General features: G+C 70.3%; 17 protein-coding genes and 1 pseudogene. 5 read left to right on the plus strand and 13 right to left on the minus strand.

Translation table 11 applies throughout. The features are described 5' to 3' along the window. Positions 1-165: 165 nt before the first annotated feature. From ABH927_RS02025 to metH, 3 genes are all read right to left on the minus strand, one after another. Positions 166-684: a cellulose synthase gene (locus ABH927_RS02025; RefSeq protein ID WP_370017680.1), complete on the minus strand. Its 519-nt coding sequence runs from the start codon at positions 682-684 to the stop codon at positions 166-168. A gap of 155 nt (positions 685-839) precedes the next feature. Continuing rightward, entirely contained in the window at positions 840-1,481 is a 642-nt protein-coding gene (locus ABH927_RS02030; protein ID WP_370017681.1) for an HAD family hydrolase, read from the minus strand. 121 nt (positions 1,482-1,602) lie between these two features. Then, positions 1,603-5,067, minus strand: a complete 3,465-nt coding sequence (gene metH, locus ABH927_RS02035; protein WP_370017682.1) for a methionine synthase — start codon at positions 5,065-5,067, stop codon at positions 1,603-1,605. A gap of 210 nt (positions 5,068-5,277) precedes the next feature. Between metH and ABH927_RS02040 the strand changes: the two genes are divergently transcribed. Then, positions 5,278-6,132, plus strand: a complete 855-nt coding sequence (locus ABH927_RS02040) for a PAC2 family protein (protein WP_261585664.1) — start codon at positions 5,278-5,280, stop codon at positions 6,130-6,132. A 288-nt stretch (positions 6,133-6,420) separates the two neighbouring features. Here ABH927_RS02040 and ABH927_RS02045 read toward each other — a convergent pair whose 3' ends face one another. From ABH927_RS02045 to ABH927_RS02075, 7 genes and pseudogenes are all read right to left on the minus strand, one after another. Further along, positions 6,421-6,657 (minus strand): hypothetical protein, encoded by a 237-nt coding sequence (locus ABH927_RS02045; RefSeq protein ID WP_370017683.1) that lies wholly within the window; start codon positions 6,655-6,657, stop codon positions 6,421-6,423. After that, complete coding sequence (locus ABH927_RS02050) at positions 6,651-7,280, minus strand: hypothetical protein (protein WP_370017684.1); 630 nt, start codon at positions 7,278-7,280, stop codon at positions 6,651-6,653. The genes ABH927_RS02045 and ABH927_RS02050 overlap by 7 nt, the downstream gene beginning before the upstream one ends. 38 nt (positions 7,281-7,318) lie before the next feature. Further along, positions 7,319-8,185, minus strand: a complete 867-nt coding sequence (locus tag ABH927_RS02055) for a sirohydrochlorin chelatase (RefSeq protein ID WP_370017685.1) — start codon at positions 8,183-8,185, stop codon at positions 7,319-7,321. Beyond that, positions 8,182-9,345, minus strand: coding sequence for a uroporphyrinogen-III synthase (locus ABH927_RS02060; protein ID WP_370017686.1), 1,164 nt, complete (start codon positions 9,343-9,345; stop codon positions 8,182-8,184). The genes ABH927_RS02055 and ABH927_RS02060 overlap by 4 nt, the downstream gene beginning before the upstream one ends. Further along, positions 9,342-9,701: a nitrite reductase small subunit NirD gene (nirD, locus tag ABH927_RS02065; RefSeq protein ID WP_370017687.1), complete on the minus strand. Its 360-nt coding sequence runs from the start codon at positions 9,699-9,701 to the stop codon at positions 9,342-9,344. The genes ABH927_RS02060 and nirD overlap by 4 nt, the downstream gene beginning before the upstream one ends. A gap of 73 nt (positions 9,702-9,774) precedes the next feature. Next, positions 9,775-11,161, minus strand: a pseudogene (locus ABH927_RS02070) (molybdopterin oxidoreductase family protein); the annotation flags it as partial. 224 nt (positions 11,162-11,385) lie between these two features. After that, a complete protein-coding gene (locus ABH927_RS02075) occupies positions 11,386-12,150 on the minus strand; it encodes a hypothetical protein (protein WP_370017841.1) in 765 nt (254 codons plus the stop codon). A gap of 301 nt (positions 12,151-12,451) precedes the next feature. On the opposite strand from ABH927_RS02075, the gene ABH927_RS02080 reads away from it, so the two are divergent. From ABH927_RS02080 to ABH927_RS02095, 4 genes are all read left to right on the plus strand, one after another. Further along, a complete protein-coding gene (locus tag ABH927_RS02080; RefSeq protein WP_370017688.1) occupies positions 12,452-12,928 on the plus strand; it encodes a peptide deformylase in 477 nt (158 codons plus the stop codon). 212 nt (positions 12,929-13,140) lie between these two features. Beyond that, a complete protein-coding gene (locus ABH927_RS02085; protein ID WP_370017689.1) occupies positions 13,141-14,280 on the plus strand; it encodes an N-acetylmuramoyl-L-alanine amidase in 1,140 nt (379 codons plus the stop codon). A gap of 522 nt (positions 14,281-14,802) precedes the next feature. After that, a complete protein-coding gene (locus ABH927_RS02090) occupies positions 14,803-15,522 on the plus strand; it encodes a glycosyltransferase family 2 protein (protein WP_370017690.1) in 720 nt (239 codons plus the stop codon). 132 nt (positions 15,523-15,654) lie between these two features. Beyond that, positions 15,655-19,272, plus strand: coding sequence for a lipopolysaccharide biosynthesis protein (locus ABH927_RS02095; RefSeq protein WP_370017691.1), 3,618 nt, complete (start codon positions 15,655-15,657; stop codon positions 19,270-19,272). A gap of 42 nt (positions 19,273-19,314) precedes the next feature. Here ABH927_RS02095 and ABH927_RS02100 read toward each other — a convergent pair whose 3' ends face one another. Genes ABH927_RS02100 through ABH927_RS02110 form a run of 3 tightly spaced genes read right to left on the minus strand, consistent with a single transcriptional unit; the run spans position 19,315 to position 22,960 of the window. Further along, entirely contained in the window at positions 19,315-20,220 is a 906-nt protein-coding gene (locus ABH927_RS02100) for a glycosyltransferase family 2 protein (protein ID WP_370017692.1), read from the minus strand. Between the two features lie 54 nt (positions 20,221-20,274). Next, positions 20,275-21,687: a GH39 family glycosyl hydrolase gene (locus ABH927_RS02105; protein WP_370017693.1), complete on the minus strand. Its 1,413-nt coding sequence runs from the start codon at positions 21,685-21,687 to the stop codon at positions 20,275-20,277. A gap of 10 nt (positions 21,688-21,697) precedes the next feature. Then, a complete protein-coding gene (locus ABH927_RS02110; protein ID WP_370017694.1) occupies positions 21,698-22,960 on the minus strand; it encodes a cytochrome P450 in 1,263 nt (420 codons plus the stop codon). Positions 22,961-23,016 lie beyond the last annotated feature (56 nt).

The raw sequence follows: 23,016 nt of genomic DNA on the forward strand, positions 1-23,016 counted from the left end.
CTGAGCTGCGGTGACCAGTCCTTCAAGGCTCCCTGTGGCTCAACTGTGATTCATGCGAAACTCATTCGTGTTGATCTTGAAAAGTTTGTCGGAGTCCCGTACGGGTTGTGTCGCGGAACTGTGACATTGCACTGACGGGTAACTTACATCCCAGATTCTGAGATTTCAGGAGATGCCGCGCCGCTTCAGGATCGCCTCGATATCGGAGAAATCGTCGGCCGCGGCGTTGCCCGTGGACTGCTCGACCGGCTTGGCGGCGGCCGGCTTCACCGGCTTGTCGCCCTTCTCCGGCCGGCCCGGCCTTCCCGCCGCGCCGCCGGACGAGCCGGACGCGCCGGACGCGCCCGGCTGCGCCGTGCCGGCCGTACGGGCCCGGGAGAGGGCGCGGCCGCGCAGGGCTCCGGACACGAAGAAGAGCAGGGCCGACAGCCCGGCGAGGGCCACACCGGCCCAGACCACCGGCGACAGGACCAGGCCCGTGACGAAGCCGACGAGGCTGGAGCCGATGTTCCACAGCGTCCGGTGGATCCCGGTGAGATAGGCGGCCAGCGGCAGCAGCGACCAGGCGGTCGCGCGAAGGCCGGCCGTCACTCCCCTGCGACGGAAGGCCAGGTAGCTCAGCGCGATCCCGACGGCCGTCAGCCCGGCGCAAAGCGGCAGCCAGGTGATCTGGTCAAATGTCATGACGGGCTCCTCAACGCGGCGTACTTCCATCCTGGCACCCCCGCCGTGATCATGCGCAGGCTCCCGCCCGCCCCGCCCGACCAGCGCACCCGCCCGCCGTGATCAGGCGTACGTTCCCGCGCGGCGGCCCCCACCCGCGCGAACGCCAGACGTGATCAGGCGATCAGCGAGCGGAGCAGGTCGACGTCCACGTCCAGCAGCGACGGCATGACGAGCCGTCCCGTGGCCGGGGCGATGGGGACCACGCTCGGCACGGCCACCACCCGGAAGCCCGCCGCCGTGGCGGACGCGACGCCGTTCGGCGAGTCCTCCAGTACGGCGCAGCGAGCCGGATCCACCGACAGCAGGCCAGCCGCGGTGAGGTACGGCTCGGGGTGGGGCTTGGTGCACGTGACGTCGTCCGCCGTGACGATCACCTCGAAGAACTCCCGGCCGATGCTCTTCAGCACGGCGTCGGCGATCACCCGCAGCGACGAGGTGACCAGGGCCGTCCGGACGCCGTGGTCTCCGAGGCTGCGCAGCAGCTCCAGGGCTCCGGGCATGGGCGTGACCCCGCCCGCGAGCCTGCTCTCCATGCCGTCGATCAGCCACTCCCCCACGATGGCCGGATCCACGTCGGTCTCGGTCAGCGCCAGCATGTAGGCGACGGTCCGCTCCCAGGAACCCCCCACGAGCTGCTCCTGGTGCTCCGGCCCCCACGATCCGCCGAGACGCGTGACGACCTCGGCCTCCACCTCGAACCACACGTGCTCGGTGTCCACGAGCAACCCGTCCATGTCGAACAGCACCGCGTCCACGTGGCCCCTTCCCCCAGCGAGCGCCCCACGATAAGAGGGGGGACAACATGGTAGAGGTCGACCCGGAATGCCCGTTCGGCGGGAGCCGGGTAGCGGCCCCCGCCGAACACACCCCGGCGGGTCAGACGTTGAAGTACTTCGCCTCGGGATGGTGGGAGATCAGCGCCGACGTGGCCTGCTCGGGGTGGAGCTGGAACTCCTCCGACAGGGTCACGCCGATGCGCGACGGGTCGAGCAGCTCCATGACCTGCACCTGGTCCTCCAGGTTCGGGCAGGCCGGGTAGCCGAAGGAGTAGCGGCAGCCCGCGATGTTCACCTTGAGCATGTCGGCGAGCGTCTCGTCGCCCCCGATGCCCAGCTCCGAGCGCACCCTGGCGTGCCAGTACTCGGCGAGAGCCTCGGTGAGCTGGACGGACAGGCCGTGAAGCTCCAGGTAGTCGCGGTAGGCGTCCTTGGCGAACAGCTCGGCCGTGGCCTCACTGATCCGGTTGCCCATCGTGGCGACCTGGAAGGCGACGACGTCGACCTCGCCCGACTCGCGCGGCCGGAAGAAGTCGGCCAGGCACAGATGCCGGTCGCGGCGCTGACGCGGGAACGTGAACCGGGTCCGCTCGTTCCCGGCGTCGTCGAGGATGATCAGGTTGTCGCCCTCGCTGACGCAGGGGAAGTAGCCGTAGACGACGGCCGCCTCCAGCAGGTTCTCCGTCTGGAGCCGGTCCAGCCACATCCGGAGCCGCGGCCGGCCCTCGGTCTCGACCAGCTCCTCGTACGACGGCCCGTCACTGCCGCGGGCGGCCTTAAGCCCCCACTGGCCCATGAACGTGGCCCGCTCGTCGAGGAACGCGGCGTAGTCGGCGAGCGGGATGCCCTTGACGACCCGGTCGCCGAGGAACGGCGGCGTGGGCAGCGGGTTGTCGGCCGCCACGCTGGAGCGGGACGGCAGGTCCTCGACCGCCGTGCGCTGCAGGACGGCCCCGGTCTTGACCCGGCGCTCGCGGAGCGCGGGCAGCTCGGCCCCCTTCTCACCCCGCTTGACCGCCATGAACGCGTCCATCAGCCGCAGGCCCTCGAACGCGTCGCGGGCGTAGCGGACCTCGCCCCGGTACAGCTCGGCCAGGTCCTGCTCGACGTACGCCCTGGTCAGGGCGGCGCCGCCCAGGAGCACCGGATACTTCTCGGCGATGCCCCGGGAGTTCATCTCCTCGAGGTTCTCCTTCATGATGACCGTCGACTTCACCAGAAGCCCGGACATCCCGATGACGTCGGCCTTCTTGTCCTCCGCGGCCTCCAGGATCGCCGACACCGGCTGCTTGATGCCGAGGTTGACGACCTCGTAGCCGTTGTTGGACAGGATGATGTCCACGAGGTTCTTGCCGATGTCGTGCACGTCGCCCTTGACCGTGGCCAGGACGATCCGGCCCTTGGTGGTGCCGTCGACCCGCTCCATGTAGGGCTCCAGGTAGGCCACCGCGGTCTTCATGACCTCGGCCGACTGGAGGACGAACGGGAGCTGCATCTGGCCGGAGCCGAACAGCTCGCCGACGGTCTTCATGCCGTCGAGCAGCACGTCGTTGATGATCTCCAGGGCGGGCCGCTGGGCGAGCGCCTCGTCGAGGTCGGCCTCCAGGCCTTTCTTCTCCCCGTCGACGATGCGCCTCTTGAGCCGCTCCCAGAGCGGCAGCCCGGCGAGCTCCGCCGCCTTCCCGGCCTTGAGCGCCGCCGCGTCCACGCCCTCGAACAGCTCCATGAACCGCTGCAGCGGGTCGTAGCCGTCGCGGCGGCGGTCGTAGATCATGTCCAGGGCGATCTGGCGCTGCTCGTCCGGGATCCGCGCCATCGGCAGGATCTTCGAGGCGTGCACGATCGCCGAGTCGAGCCCGGCGTTGACGCACTCGTTGAGGAAGACCGAGTTCAGCACCATCCGCGCGGCCGGATTGAGGCCGAACGACACGTTGGACAGGCCGAGCGTGGTCTGCACGGTGGGGTAGCGCCGCTTCAGCTCGCGGATCGCCTCGATCGTCTCGATGCCGTCGCGGCGGGTCTCCTCCTGACCGGTGGAGATGGGGAACGTGAGGCAGTCGACGATGATGTCCTCGACCCGCATGCCCCAGTTGCGGACCAGGTCCTCGATGATGCGGACCGCGACGCGGACCTTCCACTCGGCGGTGCGGGCCTGGCCCTCCTCGTCGATGGTCAGCGCGACCACGGCGGCGCCGTGCTCCCTGACCAGCCGCATCATCCTGGTGAAGCGCGAGTCGGGGCCGTCGCCGTCCTCGTAGTTCACCGAGTTCACGATCGCGCGGCCGCCGAGCATCTCCAGACCGGCCTCGATGACCGCGGGCTCGGTGGAGTCGAGCACGATGGGCAGCGTCGAAGCGGTCGCGAAGCGGAACGCCACCTCCTTCATGTCCACCGTGCCGTCCCGGCCGACGTAGTCGACGCACAGGTCGAGCATGTGCGCGCCGTCGCGGGCCTGGGCCCTGGCGATCTCGACGCACTCCTCGTAGTTGCCGGCCAGCATCGCCTCACGGAACGCCTTGGACCCGTTGGCGTTCGTCCGCTCGCCGATCGCGAGATACGACGTGTCCTGCCGGAACGGCACGTGCTGGTAGAGCGAGGCCGCCCCCGCCTCGGGGCGCGGACGCCGTACGGCACGGGCCTTGCCGCGGACGCGCTCGACCACCTGGCGGAGGTGCTCGGGCGTCGTGCCGCAGCAGCCGCCGACCAGCGCGAGGCCGTAGTCTCGGGTGAACCCCTCGTGGGCGTCGGCCAGCTCGCCGGGCGTGAGGGGGTAGTAGGCGCCGTCGGAGGTGAGCTGCGGGAGCCCGGCGTTCGGCATGCACGAGATCGGCAGCCGCGCGTGCTTGGCCAGGTAGCGCAGGTGCTCGCTCATCTCGGCCGGGCCCGTGGCGCAGTTGAGGCCGATCAGGTCGACGCCCAGCGGCTCGATCACGGTCAGCGCCGCGCCGATCTCGGAGCCGAGCAGCATCGCGCCGTTGGTCTCGATGGTGACCTGGGTGATGATCGGGACATCCCGCCCCGCGGCCTCGATGGCCCGCTTCGCGCCGACGATCGCGGCCTTGACCTGGAGCAGGTCCTGGCAGGTCTCGATGATCAGCGCGTCCGCCCCGCCCGCGACCAGGCCCGCGGCGTTCTCCTGATAGGCGTCGCGCAGCGTCTCGTACGGCAGGTGCCCCAGGGTGGGCAGCTTGGTCCCGGGGCCCATGGAGCCGAGCACGAACCGGGGATGGGCGGCCGTGGACCACTGGTCGGCCTGCTCCCGGGCCAGCCGCGCGCCGGCCTCGGACAGCTCGAAGATCCGGTCGGCGATGTCGTACTCACCGAGGGCGGCCCGGTTGGCGTTGAAGGTGTTGGTCTCGACGCAGTCGACGCCCACCGCGAGGTAGGCGTCGTGGACGGCCCGCACAATGTCGGGTCGGCTGACGTTGAGCACGTCGTTGCAGCCCTCATGGCCCTGGAAGTCCTCCAGGGTGGGGTCATAGGACTGCAGCATCGTCCCCATGGCCCCGTCGGCGACCAAAACTCGCTCGGACAGCACTTCACGGAAGGACGGTCTGCTGGTCATGGAGCAAGCCTATCGGGACAGCGCCCCCGCGACTTGAACGTGATGTCCAATTCAAGGGATCTTCGAGGGGTCTTCTCATGTCCACGTCACTTCCGCGCGGCTGTCGGCGCAGCACAACGAGCCGGTGAGACGCGAAGGTGACGCCCGGGTACCCTCACCGAATAGTCTTGGGTTGAACCATGCCGTGTGGGCCAATGAGGGAGGCGGCGCGTGATCGAGCTCGAAGGGCTCCCAGAGCTCGTCGACCCGGTGCTCATCGCCGCGTTCGAAGGGTGGAACGACGCAGGTGAGGCGTCCAGCGGCGTGCTCGCCCACCTGGAGACGGAGTGGAAGGCCACACCGCTGGTCGAGCTCGACCCCGAGGACTACTACGACTTCCAGGTCACCCGGCCCATCGTGGAGCTCGGCGAGGGCCTGACCCGTTCCATCATCTGGCCGACGACCCGGCTGCTGCTCGCCCGCCCGCCGGGCGCCAAGCGCGACGTAGTGCTGCTGCGCGGCATCGAGCCCAACATGCGGTGGCGGTCGTTCTGCGCCGAGATCGTCGGGCTCTGCCACGACCTGGGCGTCGAGCTGGCGATCCTGCTGGGGGCGCTGCTGAACGACTCCCCGCACACGCGGCCGGTCCCGATCGTCGGCTCGGTGAGCGACCCGGGTCTCGCCCGCGCGCTCAACCTGGAGCTGACGAAGTACGAGGGGCCGACCGGCATCGTCGGCGTGCTGCAGCATTCGCTGAGCACCGCCGGGCTGCAGGCCGTCTCGCTGTGGGCGTCGGTTCCCCACTACGTGGCCCAGCCGCCCAACCCGAAGGCGACGCTGGCGCTGCTGCGCCGGATCGAGGACATGCTCGACATCCCCATGCCGTACGGCGAGCTGGCCGAGGAGGCCCGCGCCTGGGAGCACGGTGTCGACGAGCTCGCGGCGCAGGACACCGAGGTCGCCGAGTACGTCAGGGAGCTGGAGGAGCGCAAGGACGCCGCCGACCTGCCCGAGGCGAGCGGCGACGCCATCGCGGCCGAGTTCGAGCGCTACCTTCGCCGCCGCGACCGCGGCACCGACGGCTAGGGCCCCTTAGAACCCCGGTCAAGTAGGGGCAGAACGATGTGCGACGTGTGATGTGTGGATGCCTTGCCTCCGAGCCGCGGCGTGATCATGCACATGTTCCCGCGCACACCGTCCCACCTGCCGCTTCGCGCCGCGTGATCATGCATGACGAGGGCACGCCCGCCGGACGGGCACTGCATGATCACAAAGAGCGTCGGCGCTGATCAGACCGCGTGCGACGGAATCCATACATGATCACGATCCGGGAAACCCCCACGGTGTCCGAGCTTCCCGGGAAACCCTGCATGATCACGACACGGACGGGTCGCCTTCGCCGGAAGGGCCGGGAGGCTCGGGGGCCCGCTCCTGGGCGGCCCGGATCAGCGCCGCGTCCTGGTACGCCCTGGTCACAGCGGCGAACATGGCGGCCAGCGCGACGAGGGGCCCCACCGGCCAGACGTATTTCCCCGGCAGGAACAAGGCGGGAAGAACCGGCGAGGCGGCCAGGGCGACCCACAAGCCCGGCTCTCCTGGGATCCTCACCATCTGCTCTCCCACACGTACCAAGGGCCGTCCATGTGCGTGTACACGGTGCGGGACTCTTCCGTTGGCGGCGCCTTCGGGCTCCACGCGAAGCCGTACTGGTCCAGGAAACCCGTGTCGCTCACCAGGAACCGCGCGCCGCCCTCGATCCGCTCGATCGACGTCACCGGATAGAGCCCCACCCACCGGTCGCCGCTCTCGGGCTCGGTCCCTGTCGCGACCGCCCGCGCGACGCGTTCCAGGCTTGCCTCGGAAAGCGCGAACCTGGCGGTGAAGGGCACGTCGAAGTGCACCAGCCCGGCCACGGCCAGCCCCATGACCGGAGCGGCGGCCCAGCGCGCCCAGTGCTTGAGGAGCCCGGGGCGGCCGTCGGACCGCAGGAGGCCCACCCCGAAACGGGGGATCCAGACGATGACCGCGATGAACGCGATCAGGAGCCCAAGCAGGAAAATGGCAATCGGGCCGCCACCGGGGAGGCTCCTGTCGTGCAGGAGGATCAGCCCCGCCAGCGCGACGAGGGGAAGCAGGACCCGTCCGGGAGGACCCGTCAACACCCGGGTGAGCGCGGGTAATCGCGGCTGCTCGGCGGCGTCGTCTAGCGCGCTTTCCGGGGCGCTTTCTGGCATGCCAGAGCGTACCGCGATCTTGATCGCCCGGCCAAGGGTCAGCGAGGGGCGGCCCGCTTGGTACGGCCGGCGGGGCGGCGAGGGCGGCGGTTCGTGGCAACAGGGACGCTTGAGCCGCCCTCAGACGCGGCGCCGGAGCCCGTCATGAGCCCCGTCGTGAACCCGTGAACCCCGTCGTGAACCCCGTCGTGAACCCCGTCGTGCGCACCGCTATAAGCGCCGTCGAGAGCTCTGCGGCAGGTTTCGTCGAAGCGGGTCCACACCAGGGCGGCCAGGTCGTCGTCCACTCCGAGGGGGGCGCTCACCACGTCGGCCCCGCTGTCGGCCAGGCGGCTGTGGAACAGGCCGGGGGCGAGGAGGTACGACGCGATGGCGACCCTCGGGGCGGGCCCCGACCTGACCTGATCGAGCGCCTCGGCGACCGTGGGGCCGCCGGCCGACGCGAAGGCGGCCGTGACGGGCCGCGACAGCCGTACCGACAGGAGGCGGGCGGCGGCGCGGACATCCTCGAGGGCGGCGGGGTCCGAGGATCCGGCCGCGCCGAGGATCACCGCGTCGCAGGGCCGCAGCCCGGCCGAGGCGAGCCGCCGGGCCAGCACGGACGTGAGCAGCGGGTGCGGGCCGAGTTGCCCCGCCACGTGGGCGTCGGGCCGGACCCGCGCGACCACGGCGGGCAGGTCGATGTGCACGTGATATCCCCCGGCGAGCAGCAGGGGGACCACCACCACCGGCCCCGGCACGGCGGCCAGCACGTCGGACAGCAACGGGGAGCTGATCTCCAGGAAGCCGAGCTCGACCCGGCTCCGGGGGCGGGCTCGGCGGACCCGTCCGGCGAGAGAGGCCATGACGGACTCCCAGTCCCCGCTGCGCGCCCCGTGCGCGGCGAGCACCAGGGTGGCGGTCATCGGTCGTCCCGCCCGCAGGCCAGGCGGTAGCCCCGCTTGACGACGGTCTCGACGATGCCGCCGGGGCCGAGCGCCCGGCGCAGCCGGGTGATCGCCATCTCGACCGCGTGCTCGGCGGAGTCGCGCGACGGCCCGCCGGGGAGCACCGTCCGCAGCTCCGAACGTGCCACGACGTGGCCGGGGCGCTCGGCGAGCCGCTTGAGCACGGCCATCGGGGCGGGCGGCAGCGGCTTGAGGTCACCGTCGACCACGACGGCGTGGCCGCGGATCTCCAGCTCGTGGCCGCCGGCGGACAGCCGGGTGACGCTGCTCGCCGGCAGGTGGCGGGCGAGCGTCCGGGCAAGGGCGCCGAGCCGGGGCCGGTCGGGCTGGATGACCCGCACACCCCGCGCCGCGAGCGGCCCGGAGGTGACCGACCCCACGCAGGCCGCCACGACGTCGGTGTTGAAGGCCGCCAGCAGCGCCTCTTCGAGCCCGTCGGCGCGGGCGGCGTTCAGCATGGCGATCACGGCGGGGGCGCTGGTGAACGCCACCGCGTCCACCGAGCCCGAGACGGCCTGGGTGACGAGGCGGCGCAGCGGGGAGGTGTCCCGGTAGGGCAGCCAGCGGTAGACCGGCGCCTCGATGACCTCGGCTCCGGCGTCGCGAAGCGACTCGACGAAGCCGGTGAGCGGCTCGCCGTGCAGTTGCACCGCGATGCGCAGACCGCGCAGGTCGCGGGCGAGGAGGTACTGCTTGACCTCCTCGCACGACTCGGTCGCCGGGGTCCAGTAGTCCGTCAGCCCGGCCGCGCGGACCGCGCCCCGCGCCTTCGGGCCTCGGGCGAGCAGCCGGGAGTCCCCGAAGTGGGCGGCGATGTCGGTGGACAGCCCCCAGCCCTCCGCCGCCGCCATCCAACCCCGGAAGCCCACGCCGGTGGTGATCACCACGTAGTCGACCGGCGCCTCCAGGCACGCGCGGGTGGCGGCCAGCAGGCCGGTGTCCTCGGCCAGCGGGACGACGCGGATCGCCGGGGCCTGGACCACCCGGGCGCCGCGCCGCTCCAGCAGCGCGGAGAACTCCTCGCGGCGGCGGGTCGCCGTCACCCCGATGGTGAACCCGGCCAGGGCGTCGGGCGCCGTCTCGGGGGTGACAAGGGGATCCTCCAGAAGCGCGGTCATGCCACGCTCACCTCCACGGTTCCATCGGTGACGCGAATCGGATAGGTCGGTACGGCTTTCGCGGGGTCGTCCAGGCAGACACCGGTGACCAGGGAGAAGACCTGCTTGTGCATGGGGGACGCCACGGTGGGCTCACCGTTCCTGGTCCCGACGATGCCCCGCGACATGACGCAGGCCCCGCTGAAGGGGTCCCGGTTGCCCACGGCGTAGAGGTCTCCGTCGAACGTGCGGAACACGGCGACCTGGCGCGTGCCCACGAGCGCCGCCGCGCCGCGTTCGGGGAGGAGGTCGGCGTAGGGGCAGACCGGTGTCCAAAGGCCACCGGACAGCGGGGACGCGTCCTGGAGAACGCTCATCCGGTCACCACTTCCAAGGGGATCAGCACGGGTTTGATCTGGTCGCGTTCGGTCTCGAACGAGATCGACGGGGCCGCGGCGTCCCCGGGTGCGGCTCCTCCCCGGGCTCCACCGCGGGGCAGGGCCAGAAGACGCCGGTTTCGGCCGCGATCCTCTCGTAGGTGATCCCGGAGTTGTCGGCGGTCCCGTCTTCCGAGGCCCGGCGCAGTTCCTCGAAGACCACGCGGGGGTCCGTGGGGAACTTCTCTCCGCAGCCGAGCCGGTCGGCGATGCCGTACAAAATGGACAGGTCGCTCCGCACCCCGGGAGGCGGAGACACGGCCTGCCGCCGGAGCAGGACGCGGCCCTCCAGATTGGTCATCGTGCCCTCTTCCTCGGCCCACTGGGTCGTGGGGAGCACGACGTCCGCCATCGCGGCGGTCTCGGAGAGCACGAAGTCGGACACCACCAGGAGGTCCAGCGCGGCCAGCCGCTCCGCGACCCGGGTGGCGTCCGGCGCGGAGATCACCGGATTCGACCCGAACAGCAGCAGCGCCTTCGGCCCGCGCGGGGTGCCCAGCGCGTCGAGGAGCTCGTAGGCCGACCGGCCGGGTCCGGGCCAGGTCGGCCGGGGAGACTCCCCAGACGGCGGCGACGTGCGCCCGCGCCGCCGGGTCGTCGATCTTCCGGTAGCCCGGGAGCTGGTCGGCCTTCTGACCGTGCTCACGGCCGCCCTGGCCGTTCCCCTGGCCGGTGACGCAGCCGTAGCCGGACCCCGGGCGGCCGGGCAGGCCGAGGGCCAGGGCGAGGTCGGTGCCCGGCGTCACCCGCAGGTGCAGGTCGGCCAGCTTGGCCGTCCGGGTGACACGAGGATCGACGACGACGAGGCGGCCGCCGTTCGCCCGCATGGCTGTCAGATGCCGGACGAAAGGCGGCATGGTCTCCGCGACGTTGCCCCCGGCGAACAGCACCGCGCCGGCCGCGCCGATGTCGGTGATCGGGAACGGCAGGCCGCGGTCCATGCCGAAGGCCCGGTTGGCGGCCACGGCCGCCGACGACATGCGGAACCGGCCGTTGTAGTCGATCTGGCTGGTCCGCAGCGCCACCCGGGCGAACTTGCCGAGCTGGTAGGCCTTCTCGTTCGTCAGCCCGCCGCCCCCGAAGACGGCCACGCCGTCGGGGCCGTGCTCCGCCCGGATCGCCCTGATCCGGCCGACCACGAAGTCCAGCGCCTCGTCCCAGCTCACCGGGCTGCCGCGCAGCAACGGGGAGGTGAGCCGCTCGGGCGAGCCGAGCAACTCGGCCGCCGTCCAGCCCTTCTGGCAGAGGCCGCCGGCGTTGGCCGGGATGTCCGTACGCGGCGTGACCTCACCGTCCGCGATGAACATGCCGCACTGCAGGGCGCAGTAGGGGCAGTGCGTCGCCGCGCCCACCGGCGGCCGCGACATCACAGGCCCCTCGGCGGATAGTGAGATCGGCATGGGTCCGATGGTGCTTTCAGGCGGTTTCACCGCTGGGTCCCTCCTGTTACTGCTGTGCTACAAGCCGCTAACCGCGCTCACTTACGCGTCCGGCGAGATGTGAGCCCGCTCGGAGCGTGGCCCTGGACCTGTGTTCGCCGGGCCCGCGGTTTCTGAACCCGCGTTCTCTGGACCCGTGTTGCCGGACCGGTGTTGCCAGACCGGTGTTGCCAGACCGGTGTTTTCTAGACGCGGGCCGCCGCCAGGCTGGGGGCGACCTTCACGCCCACGGTCCGCAGGTAGCAGAACCACGTGAGCGCGAAGCACAGCGCGTAGAAGACGGCGAACGCCCCGATGGCCGCACCCGCGCCGCCCGTGGCGGCGATCGACGTGCCGAAGCCGCGGTTGATGAAGAAGCCGCCGAAGGCGCCGATCGCGGAGATGATCCCGATCGCGGCGGAGGCGTCGCGCTTACCGGCGGCGACCGCCTTGTCCAGGGCGGCCTCGTCGGCGGGCGGCACGCCCTCGACGGCCTGGGCCCGGAAGATCGCCCGGATCATGCGGTAGGTCGAGCCGTTGCCCACCCCCGCGGTGGCGATCAGCAGCAGGTAGGCGCCGAAGACCAACCCGGCGCTGTGCGCGCTCAGGCCCTGCCAGACCAGGAACAGCGCGCCCGCCATGGCCGCGAAGTTCACGAACGTCACCCGGGCCCCGCCGAGCCGGTCCGACAGCCAGCCGCCGGCCGGGCGGACGAGCGAGCCGAGCAGCGCCCCGAGGAAGGCGTAGGAGATGAGCCCGAGGTGCTCGGGGCACTGTGACTTGATCAGCAGCGGGAAGGCCGTGGAGTAGCCGATGAACGAGCCGAAGGTGCCGATGTAGAGGATCGACATGACCCACGTCTGCCCCCTACGACGATCTTCAGCTGCAGTCCAGAGCGTGAAGCCCAGGTGCTCCGCGAAGATCGACAGGATGAGGTACGCCGGGCGACGCGCCTGCCCGTGCTCTCCCAGAACGCGGGTCGTCGGGGCGCCAGTCGCTGATCCAGCGGCCTTTCTCGGACGTGGCCCCGGCCACCTCGGTCATCGTCATCGTTCCTCCCGGTCTGTCGGGGTTCAGCTGGGTTCTGCCCCGAAATTAGGAGGAACGGGTTACGCGCCTTGACTATGTGTGACGGTGCGGCGGTTACATGTGCCGCACCGGTGAAACATCCGATCCATAGCTGTCACCAATGCAACATGGATTTAACAAAGGTTGGTACCGCCCATAGATGGGAATTTCGTTCTCGTGTCGTCGTCGCCGCGGGGAGCGTGCATGGCTGTCCGGCAGATCCGTATGTTCGCCGATCCTGCGCTACGTGCCGTAGCGGAGCCGGTGACCACCTTTGACCGATCCCTTCGGGAGCTCGTCCGGTCGCTCACCGCCACCATGCGGGCGGGACCGGGACGGGCCGGGCTGGCGGCGCCGCAGATCGGCGTCCCGCTGCGGGTGCTCGCGTTCGACGTGGACGGCAGGGCCGGGCACCTCGTCAACCCGCGCCTGGAGCTCTCGGGCCGCACGATCCTCGCCGACGAGGCGTGCCTGTCCGCGCCCGGGATGTGGTGGCCGCGGGAGCGGGCGTTCTCCGCCGTCGCCCGCGGCCGCGACATGTACGGCAAGCCGGTCACGATCCGGGCGATCGGCATGCTGGCCCGGGTCCTCCAGCACGAGGCCGACCACCTGGACGGCGTCCTTTTCATCGACGGCCTGCCCGCCGAGGACCAACGGCGATTCCTGGCCGCCATTCCGTGACCGGGTCGGCGATTTGCTGGTAATTCTCGCAATGGTGCCGTTACGTCGGCGACCTGGGGAATTGCCGTCCGGGAATAGCTCGGACATTTTGGTTGAGATGTGACCGGTTTTCGGCTCCGAGGAATATCCGGAGCCGGAGCCGGGGATATGGATCCAACCTCCCGCCGGAACGTGGGTCCCCCGAGGACCCGCGCTTCACTCGGGGAGGCCGCATGCCAGCGATCTCGGACGGATCCGTCACGCGCCGGGCGTTCCTGTCGGCCGGGGGCGGGCTGGCCGGGGGGATCCTGCTGGGAACGGCGGGCCGGGCCATGGCCCAGTCCACCCAGTCGACCCAGTCCGCCGACGACGCGAAGGCGGGCCGTCCGCGCGTTTTCACGCGCGACGCCTGGGGCGCCGCGCCGCCGAAGAGCAAGGCCCTCGTGCTCGACCGCGCGCCGGACCGGATCGTCATCCACCACACGGCGACGGTCAACACGGGCGACCGGAGCCTCGACGCGGCGTTCCGGCTGTCGCAGGCCATCCAGCGCTTTCACATGAAGCACAACGGCTGGGAGGACATCGGCGAGCACTTCACGGTCAGCCGCGGCGGCCACATCCTGGAGGGCCGCAACCGGACGCTGCCCGCGATCGAGGAGGGGAAGCTCGCGATGGGCGCGCAGACGGCCAACCACAACCGGCACACGATGGGGGTGGAGACCGAGGGCACGTACATGACGGAGCTCCCCACCTCCCCCCAGCTCGCCTCGCTGACGTCGCTGCTGGCCTGGCTGTGCGGCGTCTACGGCCTCGACCCCAACGTCGCGATCATCGGCCACCGTGACCTGAACACGACCTCGTGCCCCGGAGACCGCCTTTACGGATACCTCCCCCAGCTCCGGGCGAACGTCGCTCGGCGGCTGGGCGACCGCCCGTCCCGGGCGCGGCTCGCCGCCATGCGGCCCCTGCCGGAGCCGCTGTCAGAGCCACTACCTGAGCCGTTGCCTGAGGCGCTGCCGGAGCCACTGCCGGAGCCACTGCCTGGGCCCCTGTCACAGCCCGCGCCGCCCTTCGAAGCCGGGGCCTCCCCCCGGCCCGCGCCGTACGCCGGGAGTGAGCCCCCATCCCCGCCTCCGCTCGACGCCGGACCGGAGGAGGAAGCACGACGCGCCGCATCCCGGCCCGAAGCCGCGCGGATCGCCGCACCCCGGCCGGAGGCCGCACGACTCGGCGCGCCCGGACCGGCGCGGCTGGCCGGGCCGGTCGCCCCCTTCGACCACGGACCGGAGGTCGGCCCGCTGGATCGGCGAGCGCCCCGCGCCCGTCCGGAAGGCATGACGGATTTCCCGATCACGATTCGGATACGACGGTGAACGGAAAGGCCGGGCCAAACGTCCGCGGTTGACAGTCAACCGGCCACTTGGTCAGATAGGTATAACGATCAGCGGCCGCCCAGGTTACGCCGCCTCGTCACCCCGAAGCGGAGTAAGCGGGCTGAGCTGGCCGTTCTTCTGGATCCCGGCGAGGGTGGGGGCATCGATGGCGTTCTTTTCCATGAGGGTGGCGGCGGCGGATTCACCGGGTGGGCCACCCGAGGCAAGATCGGGAAGGTAACCTCGGTTTTCGGCGGGGTTTCGGACGGTCTGCCGTCCATGCCCGCCCTCAGTGACCTACCCGGTACGTTTCCCGGTACGTTTGAACGTCCTCGCAGCTGAGCGAAGGGCAACGTGCCTTGTGCCAATGACGCCGCCAGCACCATGCCCCCGGAGGATCCCCACAACATGAATCCCGAGAGCACCAAGTCTTTCCAGGTTTCACAATTAACGACGCTCTCGCCGAAGCCAGCCGTAGACGGATTTATCCGGATTTCGCCGCTTATGGCCATATCGCCCCGAGTGAGCGTGGTGGTGCCCGCGCTCAACGAGGCCGAGAACCTGCCGCACGTCTTCGCGACCCTGCCACGCTGGATCCACGAGGTGGTCCTGGTCGACGGCAACTCGACCGACGACACGGTGGCGGTGGCGCGGCGGCTGCGCCCCACCCTCAGGGTCGTGCAGCAGCGCGGCCGGGGCAAGGGTGATGCGCTCGCCGCGGGCTTCGCCGCCTGCACGGGCGACCTCATCGTGATGATCGACGCGGACGGGTCGACCGACGGCCAGGAGATCATCCGGTTCGTGGGCGCGCTCGTCGCGGGCGCCGACTACGCCAAGGGGTCGCGCTTCGCCAGCGGCGGCGGCAGCGATGACATCACGCTCAGCAGGCGGTTCGGCAACTTCGTGCTCAGCTCGCTCGTCAACCGGCTGTACGGCACGCGCTACACCGACCTGTGCTACGGCTACAACGCCTTCTGGGCCTGCCACCTCGACACGCTCGCCCCCGACTGCGCCGGATTCGAGGTCGAGACCCTAATGAACATCCGCGCCGCCAAGGCCGGGCTTCGCGTCCACGAGATCCCCAGCCACGAGCGCAACCGCATCCACGGCACGAGCAACCTCCGGGCGATCCGCGACGGCTGGCGGGTGCTGAAGACGATCGTGCGAGAGAGACGGACCGGGTCTCCTATTGTGGAGCGCGACCGTTCCACGGTTTCCGCCGCCGACCGCGGCGCGGCCTGAAGGACCCCGCCGCGGAAGCCTGACAGACTCCCGCCGGGGAAGAACCCCCTCCCTGACATCCTTCTGACATGTAGACCGCCGCCGGGGCCGTGCTGTTGCGAGTGTCTCGCGAGCCAAGCAAGATCGAACTAAATGACTGACATCGTACGGCCCGAGGACGCACCCACCGATCACGAGGAGGGATGGCGCAGCACGCTCAGGAGACGTCTCCCGGCGGACCTCGACGACCCGCTGCTGCGCAACGCGTACGCGCTGATCGTCAACGCGGGCATCAGCGCGGCCCTGGGCGTCGGCTACTGGATGATCGCGACGCGGTTCTTCCGCACCGAGGACGTCGGGCAGGGCCAGGCCCTGATCAGCGCGATGCGCATGCTGGCAGCGCTCACGTCCTTCGGGTTCGTCGGCGCGCTCACCCGGTTCATCCCCGAGACCAGCCACCGGACCCGGCACTTCATCGGCGGCGTCTACCTGGTCGGCGCCGTTCTCGGGCTGATCGGCACCGTGATCTTCCTGGCGGTGGCCGGGGACGAGCCGAACTACCGGATCCTGTCCGGGTGGGGCCCCGGGCTGGTCTTCGCCGCCGTGGTGGTCGTCTGGTCCGTCGCCACGCTGCAGGACGTCGTCCTCACCGCGCTGCGCAAGTCCGCCTGGGTGCCGATCGTCAACATCGCGGTCAGCCTGCTGAAGGTGGCCGCCGTCGCCGGGTGCGCCGTGATGCTGGCGGGCCAGGGCAGGGAGGTCTCCTGGGAGGTCTTCCTCGCCTGGATCGTCCCGGTCGCGATCGGCATCCTGCCGGTCAACTACCTGGTCTTCCGCCGGCTCATCCCTAAGCACATCATCGAGACGGCCCACCGGACCCCGCCCTCGCTCCGCTCGATCGCCAGGTTCGTCTTCGGCGACTACTTCGGGTCCGTCTTCACGCTCGCGGCGACCTACCTCATCCCCGTGATGATCGCCACGGAGGTCTCCAAGGCCACCTACGCCTACTACGGCATCGCGACGACCGTGGGCGGGCTGCTGGAGGTCTTCGCGTTCACGATGGCCACCTCGCTCACCGTCGAGGGGGCCTTCGACCCGGCGGCGCTGGGGGCGATGTGCCGGCGCGCGCTCCAGCGCAGCCTGCTGGCGCTCACCCCCATCGTCGCCCTGGTGCTCGTGGCCGCGCCGTGGGTGCTCTCCGTCTTCGGGGAGCAGTTCTCCGAGAAGGGCACCACGCTGCTGCGCCTGCTCGCGCTGGCCACCCTCGCGCGGGCCGTCGTCGAGCTCTACCTGGGCGCGCTGCGGGCCCTCGGGCGGTCGCGCTCGCTGCTGCTCATCCAGGCCGTGCGGTGCGTCCTCGCCATCGGCCTCACCATGGTTCTGCTGCCGCGCATGGGCATCACCGGCGTGGGCGTGGCGATGCTCGTCACGCAGATCCTGATGGCCACGGCGATCGCCCGGAACCTCCACAGGATCTGCGATGGCGAGCCCATCGAACAGGTCAAAATGGAAGCCGTGACGTCCGCCGGAGCCGTCGGCTCTCCCCCCGCCGTCCAGGACGAGGAACGGCCCGCCGTGGGCGGGGTAGCCTCGGGACGCCAGGCCGTACGGCAGTTGCTGGAGACGGCGGGGCGGACCCGGCGGCAGGCGACGCGGGGGCTGGTCTCCCTGATCCGGCGGCCCGGGACGTGGCTGGGACCGGTCATCACGATCGAGGCCCTCGTCATGTACGTCATCGCCATGCGGGCCCACCCGGGGGCCCTCGTCGGCGTCGACCTCTACCGGATGAACGGGCTCGGCCTCATCTCGGTGATGCCGCCGGTGTCGCTCGCGGCGATCGGCCTGCTGATCCTGGTCTTCTTCGACACGCTCATGCGGCGGCGGCATCGGCCGTTGCTGCTGCTCCTCCAGATCCTGGCCATCCTGTTCACGCTGCACGGCGCGGCGATCCTCGTCGAACCGCTGCCGCGCTTCCCCGTCGCCTGGACGATCGCGGGTTTCGTCGACTACATCGCCCGCACGGGAGACACGCTCCTGTCGCTCGACGCCCGGTTCAACTGGCCCGGGTTCTCCACCTTCGCGGCGTTCCTCATCCGCGCGGCCGGCGTCACCGACCCGGCGACGCTGATGAACTGGTGGCCGCTGATCTCCAACGTGCTCTACCTGCTGCCCCTGCTCGCCATCGCCCGCCGGATGCGGGCCGACCGCCGGGCGAAGTGGCTGGCGATTCTGATCTTCGTGGTGGCCCAGTGGGTCGGGCAGGACTACTTCTCGCCCCAGGGTCTGACGTACCTGTTCTATCTGCTCTTCGTGGCGATGCTGATGACGTGGTTCGTCAAAATCGACCCCTCGCCGTCCTTCTGGCGCAAGCGCTGGACGCTCCAGCCCGGCGAACTGCCCGCGCGCAAGAGCGGCAGATCGGACCGGATCATCGTCCTGTTCGTGATGGTCCTCCTGTTCGCCGCCACGACCGCGGCGCACCAGATCACACCGTTCATGATGGTGGGCGTGCTGGGCGGCCTCGTGGTCTTCCGCCGCACGCGGCTCAGCTTCCTGCTTCCCGTGCTGTTCGCCGTCCTCGTCGCCGCGTACGTCAACTACATGGCCGTGGCGTACTGGTCGGGGCACCTGAGCAGCATGGTCGGCGGTGTGGGGCAGGTCGGCGGCAACCTCACCCAGAACACCACCGGCCGGATCAGCTCGACCGACCCCGACCGCCTGATCGTTCTCTACACCCGGCTCGGCGTCACCGCCGTGATGCTCGGGCTCGCCGGGCTCGGGTTCCTGCGCCGCCTCCGCCGCGGCATCGGCGACCGCGTGATCCTGGTCATGCTGCTCGTCCCGGTCATGTCGCTGGCGATGCTGAGCTACGGCGGGGAGCTGGGGCTGCGGGTCTACCTCTTCACGCTGCCCGCGACGAGCCTCCTGGTGGCCTACCTCTTCTTCCCCGACCTGCCGAGCCGCACGGCGGGCGGCAAGGCGGCCCTGAAAGCGGCGGCTCTTACCGCGGGCGCCAGGTCGGCACGGTCCCGACTGCGGTCGATCCTGCTCGGGCTGCGTCCGGTCGCCGCGTGCGTGTGCGTGCTCGCCCTCGCCGGGGCGTTCCTGCTGGCGCGATTCGGCAACGAGAAGTACGAGTGGACCTCACCGCTTGAGCGCGCGGCGGTCGACTACGTCTACGCCCAGAAGCTGCCGACGACCCGGGTCCTCTATCTGGTCGCCGACGGGCCCGGCGGGTCGAGCATCGCCTGGAGTGTCAAGGGGGTCGAACGGGTCAGGCAGGTCAGGACTCCGACCTCGCGCAACCCCGACGATGTGAAGGCCGTCATCGACCAGCTCCGCGACGCGGGCCCGGGGTCGTTCCTGCTCGCCACCCGGAGCCAGGACGCCTCACTGCAGATCGACGCCAACTACCCCGCCGACTGGGGGCCCCGGATCCGGGCGGCGCTCTCCAGGAGCCCGGAGCTGCGCACGGTCCTGTGGAACGACGACGCGGCGGTCTTCACGCTGAAGAACCCGCCGAAGGGCAAGTTCCCACCGGCCCTTGAGGCCCTGCCGTTCCGGGTGGGCTCGACACCGGCCACGCCGTACGGCGTCGCGGCGCTCGCGCTGCTCGTCATCGTGGTGCTGTCCCGGGAGATGATCCGCATCCTGCAGCCGAGGGGCGCGTGGTGGTGGAGCCGCAAGCTCGCCCTCGCGTCGCTGCCGCTGCTCATCATCGTCGCCGGCGTCGTCCTCGAACGCTTCAGCGTCCTCGCCGGAGGAGGCTGACGGTCCAGACCGGGTCTCAGGTGCCTGCCTCAGACGCCTGTGTCAGGTGCCGCTGCCGCGGGCCTGCACCTGGCGCAGCACCCACTCCCCCGTCACGAGGCGGGAGCAGATCGCCAGCGCGGCGTAGGTGCGCGGCTCCAGCGGGCTCGCCAGGAGGGCACGACGGGCCCAGCGCAGCGAGCGCGCGCGGTTGCCCGCCATCGAGCTCTCGAACGCCACCTGGCCCGCGAGCCGCGCGTAGCCCCGCCGAGTCCGGCGGAACTCCGGGTAGTGCTCCAGCAGCCACTCGTGCGAGTCCGCGATCTGCTCCCAGCGGCCGTAGAAGTGCGACCCCTCGTGCGGCGGCACCTCGACGAGCACCTCCCGCACGTACGGGATGGGGGCGTGCCTGGCGGCGCGCAGCAGCAGTTCGTAGTCCTCGGCGAAGCCGCGCGGGATCTCCTCCGAGAAGATGCCCACGGGGCCGAGCAGGAGCGATCGGCGCATCAGGAACGACGAGGTTGTCGCCGAGGGAAGCCGGGAGCGCAGCAGGTCGTCGAACGTGATGTGGTCGCCCGGGAAGACGCGCTCCTGGGTGGACACCATCCCGCAGGACGCGAGCGCGGCCTCCGGCTCGGCGGAGAAGAGCGCCACCTGGGCGCGCAGCTTGCCCGGCCGCCAGGTGTTGTCGTCGTCGCAGAACGCGACGAGCTCGGTCTCAGCGGCGAGGATGCCGCTGTTGCGGCTGCCTGCCACGTTGGGCACGCGTGTGTTGCCGGTCCAGGTGACCCGGCGGTGCGGGTCGTCGCTCAGCACGCCCAGATCGGGCTCGCACCGGTCGAAGACGACGACCGCCGTGATGTCTCCGGGGTAGTCCTGGTCGGCCACGCTCTTGAGCGCGGCCCGGAGCATGTCCGGCCGGTTGCCCGTCGTGCAGACGACCACAGTCACCGGCGGCCACTGGTCCACGGTTCCCTCTCCTAACGGTGCGGTTCCTAACGGTGCGGTCTCACGCGGCGCTTCTCAACGGTCCAGCCAGCGGATCTCGTACGGGCCGAGGTCGACCTTCTTGCCGTCGACGTCGACGGTCAGCGACTCGTCCTGGGTGTTGACGACGACCATCTTCTTCGGCTGGGCGAGGACCCGCACGGTCGGCGGCGCTTTAACCGTCACCAGTTTGGTGCCCGCGGGGAACCACCGGGCGAAGTTCTGCATCAAGGTGAGCGCCGGGAGCGGCTTGCCGCCCTCGGGCACGTCGGTGTTGGTCCACAGGCAGCCGGGGCATTCCTCACCGGTCGTCTGAGGGCTCCAGTAGAGGGCGGCCGCGGCGCCGCTCTTCGCGAACTCGATCATGCCGCTGGCCTGTACGGCGGTGCGCTGTTCGTGTGTCCAGTCCTCCTCGGCCGGCGAGAAGTACCATTCCGCCCACCAGATCGGCAGGTCCGTCTGCTTGCGCAGCCAGGCATCGACCGCGGTGAACTTCTCCAGGGCGCGGAACTCGTCCGGATACATCCCCTTCGACGACTCCGAGGTGCCGTCGACGACGACGAAGTCGGCGCCGTGCTTGTTGCGCAGCCAGTACTTGATGGCGTTCAGCCCGCGCTGGTCCTCGCTGCCCCAGGGCCCCTTCAGTTCGGAGTCCCAGCCCGGCCGGTCGGTCACGTTGATGTACGGCCCGCCGACCTGGATGTCGGGGTTCACCTTCTTGAGCGCGTCGTAGACGCGGTTGTACAGGTCGGTGTAGGCCTCGTAGTCCCACCGCTTGAGGTGCTCGTCGAAGAAGCCCTTGAACTCGTTCCAGACGATGTAGTGCTTCACGAACGGGTAGCGCTTGGCGACGGTCGCGGCCAGCTTGGCGAAGTCGTCGTAGTGCTTGCGCAGCGGCGCCTGGGTGAAGTACTTCTCCTGGGTCTTGCCGGCCTCGCCGCCGGCCATCCAGTCCGGGGCGCAGCACAGCGTGATGACCGGGACGCCGTGGGTCCGCCGGATGAGCTCCATGCGGCTGTCGAGGCTGCCGAAGTCGTAGTGTCCGGGCGACGGCTCCGGGTTGAGTGCGCCGAAGCCCATGATGTGCTGGTTCTGCAGGACGGGGCGGCGGGCGATGGCCGCCTGCGCCCTGTCAGTCGGAGCCGAGTCGCCGGAGTCGGCGCTGAACCTCGTGTGGGTGAAGCCCCACACCGGCCAGTTCTTCCCCATCGAGGAGCCGCCGACGGTGTCGACCGTACCGAGACCGGACTCGGCGATGCGCTCCTCGGCGGCCGTGTCCTGCGGGGCCTTGAGCGGCCGGGGCGGCGGCGTGCTCGGGTCCGGGCCGGCCATCGCCATCACCAGGACCACCGCGCCCACGATGGCGGCCGTGACCAGCAGCAGCGACAGCCACGGCAGCGATCGCGATCGGCGGGCGTGACGGTAGTGCTCCTGTGCTTGCTCGGTCACCACGCCGTCCTCAGAACTCGAACCGCAGCTCGGTAAGGCCATTCTCGAAGTTGGAGCGCAGCTGCCGGGGCTTCCCGACGGCACGGATCTCCGGGAGCCTGCGGAAGAGCTCCCGGAAGGCCACGGTCATCTCCTTGCGGACCAGGTTGGCGCCGAGGCAGAAGTGGATGCCGGGCGCGCCGAACCCGACGTGCGGGTTGGGGTCACGGGTGATGTCGAAGGCGTCGGGATCGGTGAACACCGTCTCGTCCCGGTTCGCGGACAGGAAGTACAACACGACCTTGTCGCCGGGGAGGAACGTCTGCCCGTTGACCTCGTGCTCGGTCGTGATGGTCCGCCCGGTCCGCATGCCCGGCGTGACGTACCGGATGATCTCCTCGATCGCCGTCGGCATGTAACGGTCGAAGTCCGACAGCAGCAGCTCGCGCTGCTCGGGGTGCTCGGTGAGCAGCCGCAGGCCGTGCGCCATGCCGTTGCTCGCGGTGTTGATGCCGGCCGTCACCAGGAGCGTGAAGAACGCGCCGAGCTCCATGCTGGTCAGCTTCTCGCCGTCGATGTTGGCGGTGACCAGGGATGAGATCACGTCCTCCTTCGGACTCTTGCGGCGCTCCTTGCCCAGCTCGATGACCATTGAGCGCAGGCCGAGCATGCCCCGGGTGTTCTTCGCGGCGAGCCGCAGCGAGGACAGGAAGCCCGGCCGGACGCCGGTGTAGTCGGCCCACGTGTGCACCCGGTCGATGACCAGCTTGCGATGCTCCTCCGGCACGCCGACCATGTCGCAGATGACGCCCGCGGCGACGGGGTTGGCGACCATGGTGATGAAGTCGCCGCCGGGACCGTGCTCGATGACCCGGTCGATGATCCGGTTGACGTTGGCGGTGACGTCCTCCTCGCTCTTGTTCAGCATCCGCGGCGTGAAGGCCCGCGCGATGATGCGCCGGAGCCGCCCGTGCTGCGGGTCGTCGAGGTTGACCATGGAGTTGCCGAAGATGTACTTGGCCCACCGCGGCGGCGGCGGGATCGAGACCGACGGGTAGCTGCTGAACACCTGGGGGTTGCGCAGCGCGTCGGTCACCTCCTTGTGCCTGACCAACGCGTGGAAGCCCTTGCCGGACCGCAGCCCCGGGACGCGGGGCTCCCCGAAGTACATGGGTTTCTCGATCTGCCTGAGCCGCTCGAACGCCGCCAGCCGGTCCTCGTGCGGACGCGCCCAGAAGCTCAAGCTGCCCAGATCGATGTCGCTGATGGAGCGATCTACGGGCGCGGCAGTCATCACGGGATTCCTTCGTCGGGGGAAATCATCGGAATCGTCGGGGCGAAACATCGGGG

Source organism: Planotetraspora sp. GP83 (assembly GCF_041262585.1).
Taxonomy (GTDB): domain Bacteria; phylum Actinomycetota; class Actinomycetes; order Streptosporangiales; family Streptosporangiaceae; genus JAOEGB01.